At 58.6% G+C, this 17,601-nt stretch carries 14 protein-coding genes and 1 pseudogene; 10 read left to right on the top strand and 5 right to left on the bottom strand.

Annotated elements, in window-relative coordinates:
* The first annotated feature begins 21 nt into the window (after positions 1-21).
* The 5 genes from QMK58_RS14335 to QMK58_RS14315 all read left to right on the top strand — a co-directional run bounded on the left by QMK58_RS14335 (position 22) and on the right by QMK58_RS14315 (position 5,347).
* Positions 22-1,047 carry a LacI family DNA-binding transcriptional regulator gene (locus QMK58_RS14335; protein WP_053159933.1) on the top strand — a complete coding sequence of 342 codons (1,026 nt, stop codon included), beginning with the start codon at positions 22-24 and terminating at the stop codon, positions 1,045-1,047.
* A 152-nt stretch (positions 1,048-1,199) separates the two neighbouring features.
* On the top strand, positions 1,200-1,982 hold the full coding sequence (locus QMK58_RS14330) for a sugar phosphate isomerase/epimerase family protein (RefSeq protein WP_320396494.1): 783 nt from the start codon (positions 1,200-1,202) through the stop codon (positions 1,980-1,982).
* Positions 1,975-2,961, top strand: a complete 987-nt coding sequence (locus QMK58_RS14325) for a sugar kinase (RefSeq protein ID WP_320396493.1) — start codon at positions 1,975-1,977, stop codon at positions 2,959-2,961. Before QMK58_RS14330 ends, QMK58_RS14325 begins: the two co-directional genes overlap by 8 nt.
* A 94-nt stretch (positions 2,962-3,055) precedes the next feature.
* Positions 3,056-4,348, top strand: a complete 1,293-nt coding sequence (locus QMK58_RS14320; protein ID WP_053159926.1) for an MFS transporter — start codon at positions 3,056-3,058, stop codon at positions 4,346-4,348.
* A 21-nt stretch (positions 4,349-4,369) separates the two neighbouring features.
* Entirely contained in the window at positions 4,370-5,347 is a 978-nt protein-coding gene (locus QMK58_RS14315; protein WP_053159924.1) for a 2-hydroxyacid dehydrogenase, read from the top strand.
* A 182-nt stretch (positions 5,348-5,529) separates the two neighbouring features.
* On the opposite strand, the pseudogene QMK58_RS14310 reads toward QMK58_RS14315, so the two are convergent.
* The 3 genes and pseudogenes from QMK58_RS14310 to QMK58_RS14300 all read right to left on the bottom strand — a co-directional run.
* A pseudogene (locus QMK58_RS14310) lies at positions 5,530-6,699 on the bottom strand (pyridoxal phosphate-dependent aminotransferase); the annotation flags it as partial.
* 85 nt (positions 6,700-6,784) lie between these two features.
* Complete coding sequence (locus QMK58_RS14305) at positions 6,785-7,930, bottom strand: glycerate kinase (RefSeq protein ID WP_320396492.1); 1,146 nt, start codon at positions 7,928-7,930, stop codon at positions 6,785-6,787.
* Between the two features lie 199 nt (positions 7,931-8,129).
* Positions 8,130-9,254, bottom strand: a complete 1,125-nt coding sequence (locus tag QMK58_RS14300) for a sugar diacid recognition domain-containing protein (protein ID WP_320396491.1) — start codon at positions 9,252-9,254, stop codon at positions 8,130-8,132.
* Positions 9,255-9,425: 171 nt separating this feature from the next.
* On the opposite strand from QMK58_RS14300, the gene QMK58_RS14295 reads away from it, so the two are divergent.
* From QMK58_RS14295 to rarD, 3 genes are all read left to right on the top strand, one after another.
* Positions 9,426-10,736, top strand: coding sequence for an MFS transporter (locus tag QMK58_RS14295; RefSeq protein ID WP_320396490.1), 1,311 nt, complete (start codon positions 9,426-9,428; stop codon positions 10,734-10,736).
* Between the two features lie 154 nt (positions 10,737-10,890).
* On the top strand, positions 10,891-11,904 hold the full coding sequence (locus QMK58_RS14290) for an aldo/keto reductase (RefSeq protein ID WP_320396489.1): 1,014 nt from the start codon (positions 10,891-10,893) through the stop codon (positions 11,902-11,904).
* Positions 11,905-12,086: 182 nt separating this feature from the next.
* A complete protein-coding gene (gene rarD, locus QMK58_RS14285; RefSeq protein ID WP_053160407.1) occupies positions 12,087-12,968 on the top strand; it encodes an EamA family transporter RarD in 882 nt (293 codons plus the stop codon).
* A 133-nt stretch (positions 12,969-13,101) separates the two neighbouring features.
* On the opposite strand, the gene hppD is transcribed toward rarD, so the two are convergent.
* A complete protein-coding gene (hppD, locus tag QMK58_RS14280; RefSeq protein WP_320396488.1) occupies positions 13,102-14,178 on the bottom strand; it encodes a 4-hydroxyphenylpyruvate dioxygenase in 1,077 nt (358 codons plus the stop codon).
* Positions 14,179-14,646: 468 nt separating this feature from the next.
* On the opposite strand from hppD, the gene QMK58_RS14275 reads away from it, so the two are divergent.
* Both QMK58_RS14275 and QMK58_RS14270 read left to right on the top strand, forming a co-directional pair.
* A complete protein-coding gene (locus tag QMK58_RS14275; RefSeq protein ID WP_053159909.1) occupies positions 14,647-16,179 on the top strand; it encodes an EAL domain-containing protein in 1,533 nt (510 codons plus the stop codon).
* Positions 16,180-16,411: 232 nt separating this feature from the next.
* Positions 16,412-16,777, top strand: coding sequence for a histone-like nucleoid-structuring protein, MvaT/MvaU family (locus QMK58_RS14270; RefSeq protein ID WP_053159907.1), 366 nt, complete (start codon positions 16,412-16,414; stop codon positions 16,775-16,777).
* Positions 16,778-16,940: 163 nt separating this feature from the next.
* Here the strand turns inward: QMK58_RS14270 and QMK58_RS14265 are convergent, their stop codons facing one another.
* Complete coding sequence (locus QMK58_RS14265; RefSeq protein WP_053159906.1) at positions 16,941-17,459, bottom strand: DUF4946 domain-containing protein; 519 nt, start codon at positions 17,457-17,459, stop codon at positions 16,941-16,943.
* Between the last annotated feature and the right edge of the window lie 142 nt (positions 17,460-17,601).

Raw genomic sequence — 17,601 nt, 5'->3', positions numbered from 1 at the left:
CCAATAAGAAGGTTTCAGACCGTGAACGATTTTTCCGCCGCCCAGCGCAGCCGCGTGACCATGCTTGACGTGGCCGAACACGCCAAGGTCTCCAAGGCCAGCGTCTCGCGGTTCATCGGCGAAGACCGCGCCTTACTCTCCGATGCCATTGCCCAGCGCATCGAGCAGTCCATTGCCGAATTGGGCTATCGCCCGAACCAGATGGCCCGGGGTCTGAAGCGCGGGCGCACGCGCCTGATCGGCATGCTGGTGGCCGACATTCGCAACCCTTATTCAATCGCCGTGATGCATGGGGTGGAAACCGCCTGCCGCCAGCACGGTTACAGCCTGGTGGTGTGCAACACCGACCGCGATGATGAACAGGAACGCCAGCACCTGGCCCTGCTGCGCTCGTACAACATCGAAGGCCTGATCGTGAACACCCTCGGCCATCACCGCAACGAATTGCACGAACTGCACCGGGAAATGCCCCTGGTACTGGTGGATCGCAAAGTCGAGCATCTTGAAAGCGACATGGTCGGACTGGACAACCCCGCAGCGGTGGCCATGGCCCTCACCCATCTTGAAGAACGCGGCTACCGCGATGTATTGATGGTGACGGAGCCGTTCGACGGCACCAGTTCGCGGATCGAGCGGGTCGACAGCTTCAAGGCTCAGGTCGAACATCGCCCGGCCCTGCGCGGCACGTTGATCGAAACCGGCAGCGATTTGACTGCACGGCTGAAAGACTTTCTTGAATCGCCAGGCCCCGGCCCAAAAGCGCTGTTTTGCGCCAACGGAGTTGCGGCACTGGCCAGCACCTATGCGTTGCGTGATCTCAAGTGCAAGCTGTTTGAGGACGTGGGTTTGATCGCCCTGGATGACCTGGATTGGTATCCCCTGGTGGGCAGTGGCATTACCGCCCTCGCCCAGCCAACCAGCGCAATTGGCGCCAGTGCGTTTGAGTGTTTGCTCAAGCGGTTGCGCGGGGATGACGGTGCGGTGCGGACGCTGGATTTTTCGGCGCAGTTGATCATTAGAGGGTCGACCCTTGGGATTTCTCAGTGAGTTTTCTGCCCTCATCGCGAGCATGCTCGCTCCTACAGTAGATGAGCGTACGCAGAGCCATTGTAGGAGCAAGCTTGCTCGCGATGAGGCCGTCACCAGCGACGCCTATTTTTTTGAACAAAAATGAAACCGGTTTCAGAGGTAGAAAAACAATGAACAAACCACCCGTTTCCATCAGCCTCTCAAGCTACGGCGCCGACCTGGTGCGCCAGCGAGGCCAGGGCAGTTTCATCGAAATATTGGCCGCCGCCGGCGCCACTCACATCGAATGGCGCGAAGAGCTACTGACCACTGAAGCCCCCGCGCAATTGGCTCAAGCCACTCAAGCTGAGGGCCTGCAAAGTGTGTACTCCTCGCCGATGGAGCTGTGGCTCGCCGGCCAATCCAAACCCAATCCCGAACTGGTCAGCGCCCTGCAGCGCGCCCAGGTATTCGGCGCGAAATGGCTGAAAGTGTCGTTGGGGTACTTCACAGACAACAGTGACCTGCAAACCCTGGCCCGAATGCTTATAGCGAGCCCCCTGCAGCTGCTGGTTGAGAACGATCAGACCCTGCAGGGTGGCCGCATCGAACCTTTCCAGCGGTTTTTCGATGAAGTCGAACGGCACAGCCTGACAATCAAAATGACTTTCGATATCGGCAACTGGCATTGGCAGGATCAGTCCGCTGCCAGCGCCGCACAGTTGCTCGGCCGTTATGTCGGTTATGTGCACTGCAAAGCAGTCACTCGACGCGCCGACGGCAAACTGGTCGCCATCCCACCCGCCGCCAGCGATCAGCAACAGTGGGAACACCTGCTGCGGCACATGGCCCAAGGCGTTATGCGGGCCGCGGAGTACCCGCTGCAAGGCGACGATCTGCTGCAACTGACCACCGAACACGTCGCCGCCCTCGCCCAACTCGGCCAGTCGCAACGGGAGAGCGCTCATGTCTGAGATCGATATCCTCTCGTTCGGCGAAACCATGGCGATGTTCGTCGCCGAGCAAACCGGTGACCTGGCCAGCGTCAACGCTTTCCACAAACGCATAGCCGGCGCTGACAGCAACGTCGCCATTGGCCTGTCGCGGCTGGGCTTCAACGTCGCGTGGCTGAGCCGGGTCGGTGCCGACTCTCTGGGTCGGTTCGTGATCGACACGCTGGAAAAAGAAGGTCTGGACTGCCGCCACGTCGACATCGACACCGCCCATCCCACCGGCTTTCAGTTCAAGTCCCGCACCGATGACGGCGGTGATCCCGTCGTCGAGTACTTTCGCCGGGGTTCGGCGGCCAGTCACTTGTCGGCGCATTCGATCGTTCCAGGGCTACTCAATGCACGGCATCTGCACGCCACCGGCATTCCACCGGCGCTGTCGGAAACGGCTCGGCAGATGACGTTCGAATTGATGAGCCGCATGCGTGATGGTGGGCGCAGCGTGTCCTTCGATCCCAACCTGCGCCCAAGCCTGTGGGCCAGCGAGCAACTGATGATCACTGAGATCAACCGCCTCGCCGCCCTCGCCCATTGGGTGTTGCCGGGGTTGAGCGAAGGTCGGTTGCTGACCGGTTTCGTCGAGCCGGCCGACATCGCCGCGTTTTACCTCGACCAGGGCGCCGAGGCCGTGGTGATCAAACTGGGGGCGCACGGCGCTTATTACCGCACGCACCTGGATTGCGGTTTTGTTGCCGGCGTGCCCGTGCGAACGGTGGTCGATACGGTCGGTGCCGGCGACGGTTTTGCTGTCGGCGTGATCAGCGCGCTGTTGGAAAACCACAGCATTGTCGACGCCGTGCAGCGTGCCAACTGGATTGGCAGCCGAGCGGTGCAGAGCCGAGGAGATATGGAGGGGTTGCCGACCCGTACCGAAATGCTCGCTGAATTTGAGACCGCCATCGCGAGCAGGCTCGCTCCCACATTAGAACGCGTTCCCCTGTAGGAGCGAGCCTGCTCGCGATGAGGCCCGCACAGTCACTGAAGATTCGAACCCGTTACCTGCTGCGACAAAAACAACAAGCTCAGGAGCACCACTCATGAAAACCGCAACGCTCGCCACCCGCCGCTGGTGGTACATCATGCCCATCGTGTTCATTACCTACAGCCTGGCGTATCTGGATCGTGCCAACTACGGTTTCGCCGCCGCTTCAGGCATGGCCGCCGACCTGATGATCACCCCGGGCCTGTCATCGCTGCTCGGCGCGCTGTTCTTCCTCGGATACTTTTTCTTCCAGGTGCCGGGGGCGATCTACGCGCAAAAGCATAGCGTGAAGAAACTGATTTTCGTCAGCCTGATTCTCTGGGGCAGCCTGGCAACGTTGACCGGCATCGTCTCCAACGCCTACTGGCTGATCGTCATCCGCTTCATGCTCGGTGTGGTCGAAGCGGCGGTGATGCCGGCGATGCTGATCTATCTGTGCCATTGGTTCACCCGCGCGGAACGCTCGCGGGCCAACACCTTCCTGATTCTCGGCAACCCGGTGACCATGCTCTGGATGTCGGTGGTCTCGGGCTATCTGGTGCAGCACTACAGCTGGCGCTGGATGTTCATCGTCGAAGGTTTGCCGGCGGTGCTCTGGGCATTCATCTGGTGGCGGCTGGCCGATGATCGTCCGGCCCAGGCCAAGTGGCTCAGCGAGCAGGAAAAACAGGATCTGGAAAGCGCCCTGGCCGCCGAACAGGTCGGCATCAAAGCGGTAAAAAATTACGCCGAAGCGTTCCGCTCGCCCAAGGTGATCATCCTGGCCCTGCAGTTTTTCTGCTGGAGCATCGGCGTATATGGTTTCGTGCTGTGGCTGCCGTCGATCCTCAAGGCTGGCGCGCAAATGGACATGATCCAGGCCGGATGGCTGTCGGCATTGCCTTATCTGGCGGCCGTCATCGGCATGCTGTTGGTGTCGTGGGGTTCGGACAAACTGCAGAAACGCAAGCGCTTCGTCTGGCCGCCGCTGCTGATTGCTTCGATTGCCTTCTACGGTTCCTACGCCCTGGGCGCCGAACATTTCTGGTGGTCGTACGCCCTGCTGGTGCTCGCCGGCGCCTGCATGTACGCGCCGTATGGCCCGTTCTTCGCGATCATCCCGGAAATCCTCCCGGCCAACGTTGCGGGTGGCGCCATGGCGCTGATCAACAGCATGGGTGCGCTAGGTTCATTTGGCGGCTCTTATCTGGTCGGTTACCTGAACAGCTCCACCGGTTCGCCCGGCGCATCGTTCCTGTTGATGAGCGGCGCATTGATGCTTTCGGTGGTGCTGACCGTACTCCTCAAGCCCGGTGCCAGCGACCGTGAGCAGACCACGATAGCGCGTACCGCCACCGCCCATTCCTGAATTGAAGTCGAGATCACCCAAATGAAAAAGCAGGTCGTTCTGTACAAAAAACTTTCGCCGCTGCTCATGGCTCGCCTGCAGGAGCAGGCTGAGGTCACGCTGATCGACAGCCTTGATGCACAAGGCATGGCAAAACTGCGTGACAGCTTGCCCCGCGCCCACGGTCTGCTCGGCGCCAGCCTGAAACTGGATGCCGAACTGCTGGACCGGGCGCCGCACCTCCAAGCCATCGCCAGTGTCTCGGTGGGCGTCGACAACTACGACATTGACTACCTCAACGAGCGTCGGATCTTGCTCAGCAACACCCCTGATGTGCTGACAGAAACCACCGCCGACACCGGTTTCGCGCTGATTCTCGCCAGCGCCAGGCGAGTGGTGGAATTGGCGAATCTGGTTCGCTCAGGCGAATGGAAACGCAACATCGGCCCGCCGCATTTCGGCAGTGACGTGCACGGTAAAACCTTGGGCATCATCGGGATGGGACGTATTGGCGAGGCCTTGGCGCAGCGTGGGCATTTCGGTTTTGGTATGCCGGTGATCTACCACAGCCATTCGCCAAAACCGGCGGTGGAGCAACGTTTCAGAGCGCAGTACCGCGGCCTGACCGAGCTGTTGCAGCAAGCGGATTTCATATGCCTGACGTTGCCGTTAACCGCCGAAACCGAAGGCCTGATCGGTGCCAAAGAGTTCGCGCTAATGCGGCCCGACAGCATTTTCATCAACATTTCCCGAGGCAAGGTGGTCAATGAAGCAGCGTTGATCGATGCCTTGAGCACGGGTCAGATTCGTGCGGCGGGGCTGGATGTTTTCGAACGTGAGCCACTCAATCCTGATTCGCCGTTGTTGCGGCTGAACAACGTGGTGGCGACGCCGCACATCGGCTCTGCAACCCATGAAACACGTGAAGCCATGGCCAAGTGTGCGGTAGATAACCTGTTGGCGGCGCTGGCGGGTGAGCGGCCGGTGAATCTGGTGAATGCCAGGGCGTGGAAAGCTTGAGAACCTGATCGTTCGCGGGCAAACCATTGTGCGAGCGAGCCTGTTCCGGGCGGCGTGCGACGATGGACTTGCCAGCGCCGGGTTTATCCAGCATGCACGCGGTGTCGTTAACGACCATCGCTGGCAAGCTTGCTCGTGCAATCGCGATGAGTGGCGCCAGAAGACTGTGTTATCCCCGATATCAGCAAATCCGCCGCACACAACGCCATGCGTCGACAGGCATCCGCCAGCCTGGTTTGATCCACCACCAGGCCGATGCGGATGTAACCCGCCGCACTCGGGCCGAACGCTTCGCCCGCCAGTACCGACACGCCATACCCTTCGAGCAGCCGCTCGGCGAAGTGCTGGGCGGACAATCCGGTCTTTCGTACATCGACCATCACGAACATCCCGCCATCGGGCCGAACAGGCCTGAGGCTCGGACACAGGCTCAGACTTGCGCACACCAGGTCGCGCCGCTGGCGATACTCCTCACGCATGCAGGCGACTTCCGGCAGGTCTTGATCCAGCGCCAATTGCGCAGCGTTCTGCACGAAGTCCGGAATCCCGAACAGCATCGACAGCGACAGATTCACCAGGTGTTCGGCCATGGGTTTGGGGCCGATCACCCATCCCACCCGCCATCCACTCATGGCATGGGATTTGGAAAGACTGTTGATCGTCACAGTGCGCTCGGCCATGCCCGGCAGACTGGCCGGGCTGATGTGCTTACCCTCGTACAACAGATCGCTATAGACCTCGTCACTGATCAGCCACAGATCATGACGAATGCACAGCGCAGCCAGCGCTTGCCAGATGGGGAGCGACAGGCTGGCGCCGGAAGGATTGTTCGGACTGTTGAGTAAAATGGCTCGAGTCTTCGGTGTGATCCGAGCGGCGACATCGGCCGGATCCACGCGAAACCCGTTTGCCGAACGAACGGGCACCGACACCAGTTTGGCTGCACACGCGCCGATCACGCCTTCGTAGGTCACATACATGGGCTCGGCGATGATCACTTCATCGCACGGGTCCAGCAGGCATTGTGCGACCGAGTACACGGCGCACTGCGCACCCGGAAAGACGATGACATGGTCTGCATCGACGGGTTGACCGCTGCGCTGGCGATGTTGACGGGCGATGCTGTTACGCAACCCTCGATTGCCCCGTACTTCGGGGTAATGAGTGTCGCCAGCCAGCAGACTGGCGATCGCGGCCTGAACAATGGGTTTGGGTGTCTCGAAGTCTGGATCGCCGATCGAGAGCAGCAGGACATCGGCCCCCTGCTCGCGCAGCTCCAGCGCTCGATCATGAATCTGCCAGGCCGCCGCTCCTTCTCCCGCGATTCGTTGGGTCAAGGCTGAATAGCGCATGTCGTTCTCCTGTCGCGCGAATTCCTAGCCTCAACCCTATCTCAATTCATGAAACACGCCACCCTTCGAATGCGCATCGCAGAAACTATCCGCGTGTACGGCTGGCCATCCACCAGACCCGGGCAATATCGGTGGCTCGCTCACGCAACAGGCGCGGCGCCTGGGTACACGCCTGGTCCAGGCTCATCGGCCCGCTCGCCAGGGCAAACGCTGCATCGATGCCGTGGTCGTACAGCGCTTGATAGCCCTTGCCCAGCGTGCCGGCGATCACAATGACCGGCACACCTTGTAGTTTTGCGATGCGTGCCACGCCGTACGGCGTCTTGCCGCGAAGGGTCTGTGCATCGAAACGACCTTCGCCCGTGATCACCAGATCGGCTCCAGCGACCGCTTCGGCCAGGTTCACCAGTTCCGCCACCACTTCGACCCCGGCCTTGAATTGCGCGCCCAGGAAGGCCTTTGCGGCAAATCCCAAACCACCCGCCGCACCGCTGCCGGGCTCGTCGCGCACATCCCTTTTCAAGGCGCTTGCACAATGCCCCGCAAAATTCGCAAGGGCGCAGTCCAGTTGTTCGACCTGCTCGGGTGTAGCGCCTTTTTGCGGGCCGAAAATCACCGAGGCGCCATGCGGGCCACACAGCGGATTGTTGACGTCGGCGGCGATGTCGAAACGCACGTGTGCCAAACGCGGGTCGATGTCGCGCAGGTCTATCCGCGCGAGTTGCGAGAGTGCCAGGCCACCCGGCGCCAAGGTCTGCCCTTGGGCATCGAGCAGCTTCACGCCCAAGGCTTGCACCGCGCCCGCACCACCGTCGTTGGTCGCGCTGCCGCCAATCGCCAGAATCACCCGTTGCGCGCCGGCGTCGAGGGCCGCGCGAATCAATTCGCCGGTGCCAAAGGTGCTACTGATGCAGGCATCGCGCTGATCCACGGGCACCAACTGCAAGCCACTGGCCTCGGCCATTTCGATGATCGCGGTGTGGCTTTGCGGCAACCAGCCCCAGGCGGCGTTGACCGTTGCACCCAGCGGACCGCGTACTTCATTGCGGCGCAGCTCGCCTTCACAGGCAGCGAGAATCGATTCGACCGTCCCTTCCCCGCCATCGGCCATCGGGCATTTGATCAATTGCGCTTCGGGCCAGACTTCAGCCAATCCCAGCGCAATGGCATCGGCCACGCCTTGGGCGCTGAGGCTGTCTTTGAACGAGTCGGGGGCGATCACGATTTTCATGGGAATTCTCCAGTTCCAATGCCTACATGCTGCCAGCCGCCACACACAATAACGCCGGTCCGCTGCACAAGTGGTTGTGAGGATTATTGTTCATTTCCACAAAACCCGAGATACACACGCTCACTGTAGGAACTGCCGCAGGCTGCGATCTTTTGACTTTGATTTTTCAAGATCAAAAAATCGCAGCCTGCGGCAGCTCCTACGGGGTATGTATATCGGTCTGCGGCAGTAGCTGCACGCCCAGGTACAACGCCAACATGCCGTCGAGGCGCAATGGGTCAACTCCACTGAGTTCGGCAATCCGCTCCATCCGATAGCGCAGGCTGTTGCGATGAATCCCCAAGGCATCGGCGCAAGCCTGGCTCTGACCGTCGTGTTCGCACCAACTGCGCAGAGTCGCCAGCAACTGACCGTTGTTGTCCTTGGTGATGACCTTGCGCAGCGGATTCAGCAACTCGTCGAGGGCATCGTCATTGCGGTGACGCCAGAGCATGACCGGCAGGCGATAGCGATGGAGCGTCAGCAATCGAGAACCGGGCAGCACATCGCGGCCGTAGGCCAGCAAGTCGCCAACCCGGCGATAGCAACGGCGCAAGCCGCTCAGTCCATCGGCCTGCCCGCCTACGGCCAGGCGCAGGATGTTCCAACCCAGGGCGTCGAGCTTATCCAGCAAACGGTCATTCTCGATGGATTGACTGGCCGGTCGGCACCAGAGCAGCGAAGACTTCGCCGAGTTCACGCACCAGCTGTCGGGATAACGGGTCGTCAGCCAGGCGTTGAGTGCCTCGGCGGTTTGCCCTGGTCCGTGCTCCATGCCTAACTCGAACAGGTACGGCACACGGGTCAATTGCGGCTTCAGGCCCAATTGCTGAGCTTCGTCGATCAACCGCGGTGAACTGCCGGCGTCGCTGAGCAATAACGCCAACAGGTCATCGCAACGCTGGCGCCGCCATTGCTGTTCGGCCTGCTGATTGCGCTGGCCCACCAACATTTCAGCGGTCATGCGCACCAGTTCGGCATAGGTGCGCAGTTGCTCGGGTTCACCGGTGATGCCGAGTACGCCGATCAAGCGCTGATCGAGCATCAGCGGCAGGTTGATGCCCGGCTGCACGCCCTTGAGATGGATCGCCGTTTGCGCGTCGATCTCCACCACACGACCGTTGGCCAACACCAGTTGCGCACCTTCGTGTCGGGTGTTGACCCGCTCAGGTTCGCCGCTGCCGAGGATCAGGCCCTGGCTGTCCATGACATTGACGTTGTACGGCAGAATAGCCATCGCCCGGTCGACGATGTCCTGGGCCAGGTCGTGATCGAGTTCGAACATAGGCGTAATCCTTGAAGAGATTTGAAGGAACGGGTTGTTCACCCGCACAGGGTGGGTTCGCAAACCCTGTGCGCCGGCACAAAGACAGCAACCGTTAGGGTGGTCGAGACTCTCAGGGCGATCAACGTTACCCTTTGCATCGCAAAAAATCATAATAAAGAGAGAGCCGCCATGTCACAGAGCGCCGTAGCGTCCCAGGCCATCGCTGACGATAAAAACGCCGTCTATAAACGCATTACCCTGCGTTTGATTCCGTTCATTTTCATCTGCTACCTGTTCAACTACCTCGACCGGGTGAACGTTGGATTTGCCAAGCTGCAGATGCTCGACGCGCTGAAATTCAGCGAAACCGTGTACGGCCTCGGGGCCGGGATCTTCTTTATCGGCTACGTGCTGTGCGGCGTACCGAGCAACCTGGCCCTGACCAAATTCGGTCCACGGCGCTGGATCGCGCTGATGATGATCACCTGGGGCACGCTGTCGACCTGCCTGCTTTTCGTCACCACACCGACCGAGTTCTATACATTGCGCCTGTTCACCGGCGCGGCCGAAGCCGGGTTCTTCCCGGGTGTGGTGCTGTACCTCTCGCAGTGGTTCCCGACCTTCCGCCGTGGCCGCATCATGGCGTTGTTCATGTCGGCGATCCCGGTTTCGGGTTTGCTCGGCAGTCCCTTCTCTGGCTGGATTCTCAATCACTTCGCCGCAGGCCAGGGTGGTCTTGCCGGCTGGCAGTGGATGTTCCTGCTGCAAGGTATTCCGACCGTTGTGCTCGGCGCACTGGCTTACTTCCTGCTCAGCGACAGCTATGCCAATGCCAAATGGCTGACCCCGTTCGAGCGCTCGGTGCTCGAAGCCGACCATGCCGAGGACCTTGCCAGCAAACCGAAAACCACCACCGATTCGCTGCTGGCGGTGTTCAAGAACCCGGCGATCTGGGCCTTCGGCCTGATCTACTTCTGTATCCAGAGCGGTGTCTACGCGATCAACTTCTGGCTACCGTCGATCATCAAGAACCTGGGCTTCAGCGATAATCTGATGATTGGCTGGCTCAGTGCGATTCCGTATCTGCTGGCGGCGGTGTTCATGTTGATCGTCGGACGCTCGGCAGACCTGCGCAAGGAACGTCGTTGGCATTTGGTTGTACCGATGCTGATGGGCGCGTTGGGTCTGTTGATCGCCGTAAACTTCGCCGCCAACCCGGCCATCGCCATCCTCGGCCTGACCATCGCAACCATGGGTGCCCTCACCGGCCTGCCAATGTTTTGGCCAGTGCCGACCGCGATGCTCAGCGCCGGTGCGGCTGCCGGTGGTCTGGCGTTGATCAACTCCATGGGGCAGATGGCCGGCTTCCTGAGCCCCTACCTGGTGGGTTGGGTCAAGGACAGCACCGGGTCGACCGATGCGGCGCTGTATCTGCTGGCGGGTGTCATCGTCTGCGGTAGTTTGCTGGCGTTGCGCATGACCCGAACCCTGCGCGCTTAAAAGCGAAAATCAAAAGATCGCAGCCTGCGGCAGCTCCTACAATGTGAATGTCATTTCTGTGTAGGAGCTGCCGCAGGCTGCGATCTTTTCGTTTGCCATATCCAACAATTCTGATATCTGATTGAGCCTTTCCCACTGGTAAAAGGATTTGCTCATGAGCTATCGCACGCTGGGTCATTCAGGTCTTCAGGTGTCCACCCTGACCCTGGGCACGATGATGTTCGGCGAACAGACCAGCACCGAAGATTCCTTGCGGATCATCGACAAGGCCTGGGACCAGGGCATCAATTTCATCGACACCGCCGACGTCTACACCAACGGTCGCTCCGAAGAAATCGTCGGTGAAGCGATTGTCCGTCGCCGGCAGGAATGGGTACTCGCGACCAAAGTCGGTTTCGGCCCGGTGGACGGCGTTCCGAACCGCAGCGGTTTAAGCCGCAAGCACATCTTCAATGGCATCGATGCCAGCCTGGTGCGCCTGGGCACCGATTACCTCGACATCTATTACCTTCACCGCGAAGACCACAATACGCCGCTGGAGGTCACGGTATCGGCCATTGGCGATCTGATTCGCCAGGGCAAGATCCGTTACTGGGGCTTGTCCAACTATCGTGGCTGGCGCATCGCCGAGGTGATTCGTGTAGCCGACAAGCTGGGCGTCGACCGGCCGGTGATCAGCCAGCCGCTTTACAACATCGTCAACCGCCAGGCCGAAACCGAGCAGCTCAGCGCCGCGCAAAACTACGGACTTGGCGTGGTGCCTTACAGTCCGCTCGCGCGCGGCGTACTCAGCGGCAAGTACGCGCCGGATGTGAAGCCGGACGCCAACAGCCGTGCCGGGCGTGCGGACAAGCGAATTCTGGAAACCGAGTGGCGCGTCGAATCCTTGCGCATCGCCCAGCAAATCCAGCAGTACACCCAACAGCGCGGCGTTGGCATCGTTGAGTTCGCCATCGCCTGGGTGCTGAACAACAATGCGGTCACTTCAGCCATCGTCGGGCCCCGCACCGAAGCGCAGTGGGACGCCTACACTATGGCGCAAGCGGTGAACATCACTGCCGAAGACGAAGCGTTCATTGATTCACTGGTGACGCCGGGGCATGCGTCGACGCCGGGGTTCAATGATGTGAGCCATTTTGTGTCGGGCCGTAAACCACATGATGTCTGACGAAACTCATCTTCTGTAGGAGCTGGCTTGCCAGCGAAAAGGGCGCGCCTGACGTACCGCGTCGTCTGGTTCACCGGCAAGCCGGCTCCTACGCAGGAAGGTGTTGATCAGTGGGTCAGTATTTATCGCTAAAACCACGTATCCTCCGCACCCCGTTTCACCGTCAACCTCGCGAGGACAGCTTGTCTAAAGGTATCGCTCTATCGGTTTCAGCCTCGGTGCTGTTCGCCGTCATGTATTACTACACATCGTTGCTCACTCCCCTGAGCGGCGTGGAAATTTTTGGCTGGCGCATGCTGCTGACCGTGCCGTGCATGACCGTGTTCATGATCTGGTCCGGCGAATGGAAACGTGTCGTCGAGATTGTCCGGCGCGTGATCGCCAAGCCAAAACTGATCGCAGGTCTGTTTGCCTCCTCAGCCCTGCTGGGCGTACAACTCTGGCTGTTCATGTGGGCACCGCTCAACGGCTACAGCCTGGATGTCTCCCTCGGCTATTTCCTGCTGCCGCTGACCATGGTCTTGACCGGGCGCATTGCCTATGGCGAACGTCTCTCGTATCTGCAAAAAGTCGCCGTGGTGTTCGCCTGCCTCGGAGTGATCAACGAGTTGTATCAGGTTGGTGGTTTCTCCTGGGCGACCTTGCTGGTATGCATTGGCTACCCGACCTATTTCGTTCTGCGTAAACGCCTGAAGGCCGACAACCTCGGCGGCTTGTGGCTGGACATGGCGCTGACGCTGCCCGTGGCCTTCTGGTTCGTGCTGAGTGGCGCGCAAGGCTTCGGCGTGTTCGAGCAGCATCCGTGGCTGTCGCTGTTGATTCCGGTGCTGGGCGTGATCAGTGCGTCGGCACTGGTGGTTTACATCATTGCCAGCCGCTTGCTGCCCTTCAGCCTGTTCGGGTTGTTGAGTTATGTTGAACCGGTGCTGTTGCTGGGCGTGGCATTGTTGCTGGGGGAAAGTATCAAGGCCGGCGAGTGGCTGACGTACATTCCGATCTGGATGGCGGTGCTGGTGCTGGTGTTTGAAGGGTTCAAGCATCTGGTCCGACAGCGCAGACCCTAAAGCAAAAGATCGCAGCCTGCGGCAGCTCCTACAGAATCAACACCATTTCTCTGTAGGAGCTGCCGCAGGCTGCGATCTTTTGATCTTCAAAAAAACCGGTCACAAAGGACCGGTTTTTTACATTTACATCCGCTTAGTCAGTGGTCAGCACACCACGGCGTACCTGATCCCGCTCGATCGATTCGAACAGCGCCTTGAAGTTGCCTTCGCCGAAACCATCGTCGCCCTTGCGCTGGATGAACTCGAAGAACACCGGCCCCATCAGGGTTTCCGAGAAGATCTGCAGCAGCAGACGCTTGTCGCCCGACTCGGACGAACCGTCCAGCAAAATGCCCCGAGCCTGCAGTTCGCCCACCGGCTCACCATGATTCGGCAAGCGACCTTCGAGCATTTCGTAGTAGGTTTCCGGTGGCGCGGTCATGAAGCGCATGCCGATGCTTTTCAGGTGATCCCAGGTCTTGATCAGGTCATCGGACAGGAACGCAACGTGCTGGATGCCTTCGCCGTTGAACTGCATCAGGAACTCTTCGATCTGCCCGGCGCCCTTGGACGATTCTTCGTTCAACGGGATACGGATCATGCCGTCAGGCGCGGTCATCGCTTTGGAGGTCAGCCCGGTGTACTCGCCCTTGATGTCGAAGTAACGAATTTCGCGGAAGTTGAACAGCTTCTCGTAGAAGTTGGCCCAGTAGGCCATGCGACCGCGATACACGTTGTGGGTCAGGTGGTCGATGATCTTCAGGCCAGCCCCGGCCGGGTGACGGTCAACGCCTTCAATGAACACGAAGTCGATGTCGTAAATCGAACTGCCTTCGCCGAAACGGTCGATCAGGTATAGCGGCGCGCCGCCAATGCCTTTGATCGCCGGCAAATTCAGCTCCATAGGGCCGGTTTCAATGTGAATCGGCTGGGCACCCAGTTCAAGCGCTCGGTTATAGGCCTTTTGTGAATCCTTGACACGGAATGCCATGCCGCACACCGACGGACCGTGTTCGGCGGCGAAGTACGAGGCCACGCTGTTGGGCTCGTTGTTGAGGATCAGGTTGATCGCGCCCTGACGGTAGAGGTGGACGTCTTTGGAGCGGTGGGTCGCGACCTTGGTGAAGCCCATGATCTCGAAGATCGGCTCCAGCGTGTTCGGAGTCGGGGAAGCGAGCTCGATGAATTCAAAGCCCATCAGGCCCATTGGGTTTTCGTATAAATCTGCCATGGTCGGCGCCTCATCATTTTTATCAATTAACAAAGGTTATTTGCTAGCAATGCTGAGACCGGTGGGTGGCGCGCAGGAGATACCCCGCACGCTGCGTGCGAGGAAGTCACCGTAGATCAGTTGAAACCCGAATATCTTCATTGTCGACCCAAGGCTCTTGCGGGCGAGGCTTCTGCTGCTGCCAGAAGACGATTATTATTGTATGCGTAACCCGATTCTACACAGCGTAAAACGGTTTGTCCGCCTTCTGTATAAAATCCCCTTTTTTCCTGAGCGCGCAAGGGGTTTATTGCGCAGATAAATCCCTGCCAGAATCACGCCCCCTGCAGGTGCACGCCACGGCTGACAATATGACGGCAGCGTAACCGCCCAGGGCCAACTATCATGGCCTATACCCGAACTCTTTATGGGAGGCGTATTGCCCTACCAGCATTTGAGAGCCTAATTTCATCGCAACAGGTTTCGCGAATGCCACTGAAAGTCAAATCCCGCCAACGCAGACTCAGGATGGCGATCACCTTGATCAGTGGTTTGATCCCCATCCTGCTGGGATCCGTCATTCTTTATATGCAGGCGCAGCGAACACTCCAGCAAAGCTCGGCACAAACCGCCCTCGAAGCAATTCACCAGTTCGACCTGATGCTCGACAACACGGCCCAGGCAGCTCAGGCGTTACTGCCACTGGCCGGGCAGAATTGCAAAGACGTCACGCTTGCCCTGCGCGAACAAGTGACCCGTCGTCCTTTCGTGCGCTCGACCAACCTGGTGTGGGACAACGATCTTTACTGCAGTTCGCTGTTCGGTGAGTTTCACGAAATAGTCAATCCCGGTGACTACACGCACGGCGGGTTATGGTTGATGAATGGCAACCCGGTGACCCCCGACACGGCACTGCTGGTATATCGACTCAGTGAAGGCAAAAAAGGCGCACTGACGACCCTGGATGGTTATCACTTGAGCAACATCCTGCGCCTGATTGGCGGCAAGGCTGCGTTGCTGCTCCAGGTCGGCCCCGACTGGTTGTCGGCTGACGGTAAAGTCCATACGAGCGCGCGGCCTGAATTGCCCGTCGCCCAAAGCACTGAGCTGTCGAAAAAATACGCTTTTAAAGTATCGGCAGGTTTCCCTGAAGGCGAAGCCTGGCGATACATACGCAGCGAATACCCACCGCTGTTCAGTTTGCTGATCTTTTTCGGTGTGATCGCCGGTGCCATCGTTCACTTCCTGCAAAAGCGCTCAATGTCGCCGACCCATGAAATGCAAAGGGCGCTGGAAGCATCGGAGTTCATTCCATACTTCCAGCCCGTTGTGCATGGCGACAGCAAGCGCTGGGCCGGGTGTGAAGTATTGATGCGCTGGAAACATCCAAAGGAAGGCCTGGTGCGCCCAGACCTGTTCATTCCGTTTGCCGAACACACCGGTCTGATCGTGCCGATGACCCGCTCGCTGATGAAACAAACCGCCGCCCTGCTCGCCCCGCAATCGGACTCCTTCAGCGAGCCCTTTCATATCGGTATCAACATCACCGCCAGTCATTGCCAGGATCTGGAATTGGTCAACGATTGCCGTGAGTTTCTCGATGCATTTGTTCCAGGCTCCGTTCATCTGGTGCTGGAACTGACCGAGCGGGAACTGATCGAACCCACGGCCATCACCCTGCAACTGATCGAACAACTCCATGGGTTGGGCGTGAAATTCGCCATCGATGACTTCGGCACCGGTCACTCAAGCCTTGGTTACTTGCACCAGTTTAATGTCGATTTCTTGAAAATCGACCAGAGCTTTGTCGCCATGATCGGCGTCGATACCCTCTCCAGTCATATTCTGGACAGCATCATCGAACTGGCGGGCAAGCTCGAGCTGGCACTGGTTGCCGAAGGCGTGGAAACACCACGACAAAGTGACTACCTGAGCGCTCAAAGTGTGAACTTCCTTCAGGGTTATCTGTTCGGCAAACCGATGTCTGGTGCAGAGTTCATTAGTGCATTAAGTGACCATTAACTAACGGACTTAACCGACAAGACAACGTGTACAGGCACCAAAGTGAATCAAATTACTACTCTAGTTACATGAAGAAAAAGTCAGGATTTACTCTTGGCCAATTAACTACTACAATTTTCATGCCCGCGCTAAATTGGCAGGTGAGCCATTATCACCGAGTCGCTTCAAAGCTCTTGGCTTATAGCTTTGTTTGCGGTTGGTATCAACCAAACACACTATTGGAGTAAAGATATTGTCCAGACTCGCTGAATTTCGTGCAGCCGAAAAGGCCCTTCAAGAACAGCTCAAGCAGCTCGAATCCCTGAAGAACGATGCCGGGCTCAAGAAAGAAATCGAATTCGAGGAGAAGCTCCAGGGTTTGATGAAAACTTACGGCAAGAGCCTGCGCGACATCATCGCCATTCTCGATCCGAACCCGAGCAAATCCGGTCTTCAACAGGCCACCGCACCTAAAACCCGCCGGGCTCGCGTGGTCAAGGTTTATCAGAACCCGCACACTGGCGAACTGATTGAAACCAAGGGCGGCAACCATCGCGGCCTGAAAGCCTGGAAGGAACAATATGGCGCCGCCACCGTTGACTCCTGGCTTCGCGGCTAACATTTGTACCCACAGAAAAGCCCTGCCAATGCAGGGCTTTTCTGTGGTGTCATTTAAATCCGCGTAAAGGTAGCGCACGCTTACCTAACTGCCGATCAACTTTGTGCTTAATCCGTTTGGGTATCTAAAATTTTTTCTTGTGTCGAGACCGCACACCGGATTACTAAAGTTTCAAGCTGTTACGCGCTGCCTCTACTTCCCCCATGCTCGCCTTGTAAGCCTCGGCCTGTCCGGCGTAAGAAAGAACATAGGCTTTATCGGCATCCATCGCGGCGACCAATGTTTGTGAAAGCACATGCCTGCCGTTCTGCGTGATAGTGCAGGTTGTCTCAAGCGCCGCCAATCGACTCAACGTAGTGGAGTGGATGCGTGTGCAAACACTTTGATAACCGCTCGCAAAAAAGTCCTTCTGCACCGACTTGCGCATTTCCAGCAGTACACCTTCCAGGTTTACCTGGTGATTGCTTTCGACCTGACTCATCGTCAGCTCCATCACCATGACCGGCGCGCCGCCCTGATCATTTTTCACTGCTCGCTGGCGGCTCACACCGACATCGACTTCGGGAACGGCTTCAACCTGCCAGCCTTGTGGCCACGTCACGACGGGGGCTTCAGCGAACGCAAGGCTAACGCCCGACAGCAAAGCTAACAGAACGAATAACGAATGACCGAATCGAAACATTGCACTCAGTACTCACAAATTGATCAACAAAGTCTGAGCCCGGACCGCCCGGTCAGGCAATAGCTGAGCGTTTGCGTTTGGCGATGTCAGAGCCCTTGCGTATCATTGTCGCCATTCGTTAGCCCACATATTTTCCGGAGGG

This window comes from Pseudomonas sp. P8_241, from assembly GCF_034008315.1.
Lineage (GTDB): Bacteria > Pseudomonadota > Gammaproteobacteria > Pseudomonadales > Pseudomonadaceae > Aquipseudomonas.
The sequence above is the reverse complement of the archived record's forward strand: the minus strand, read 5'-3'. Positions and strand labels throughout refer to the sequence as shown.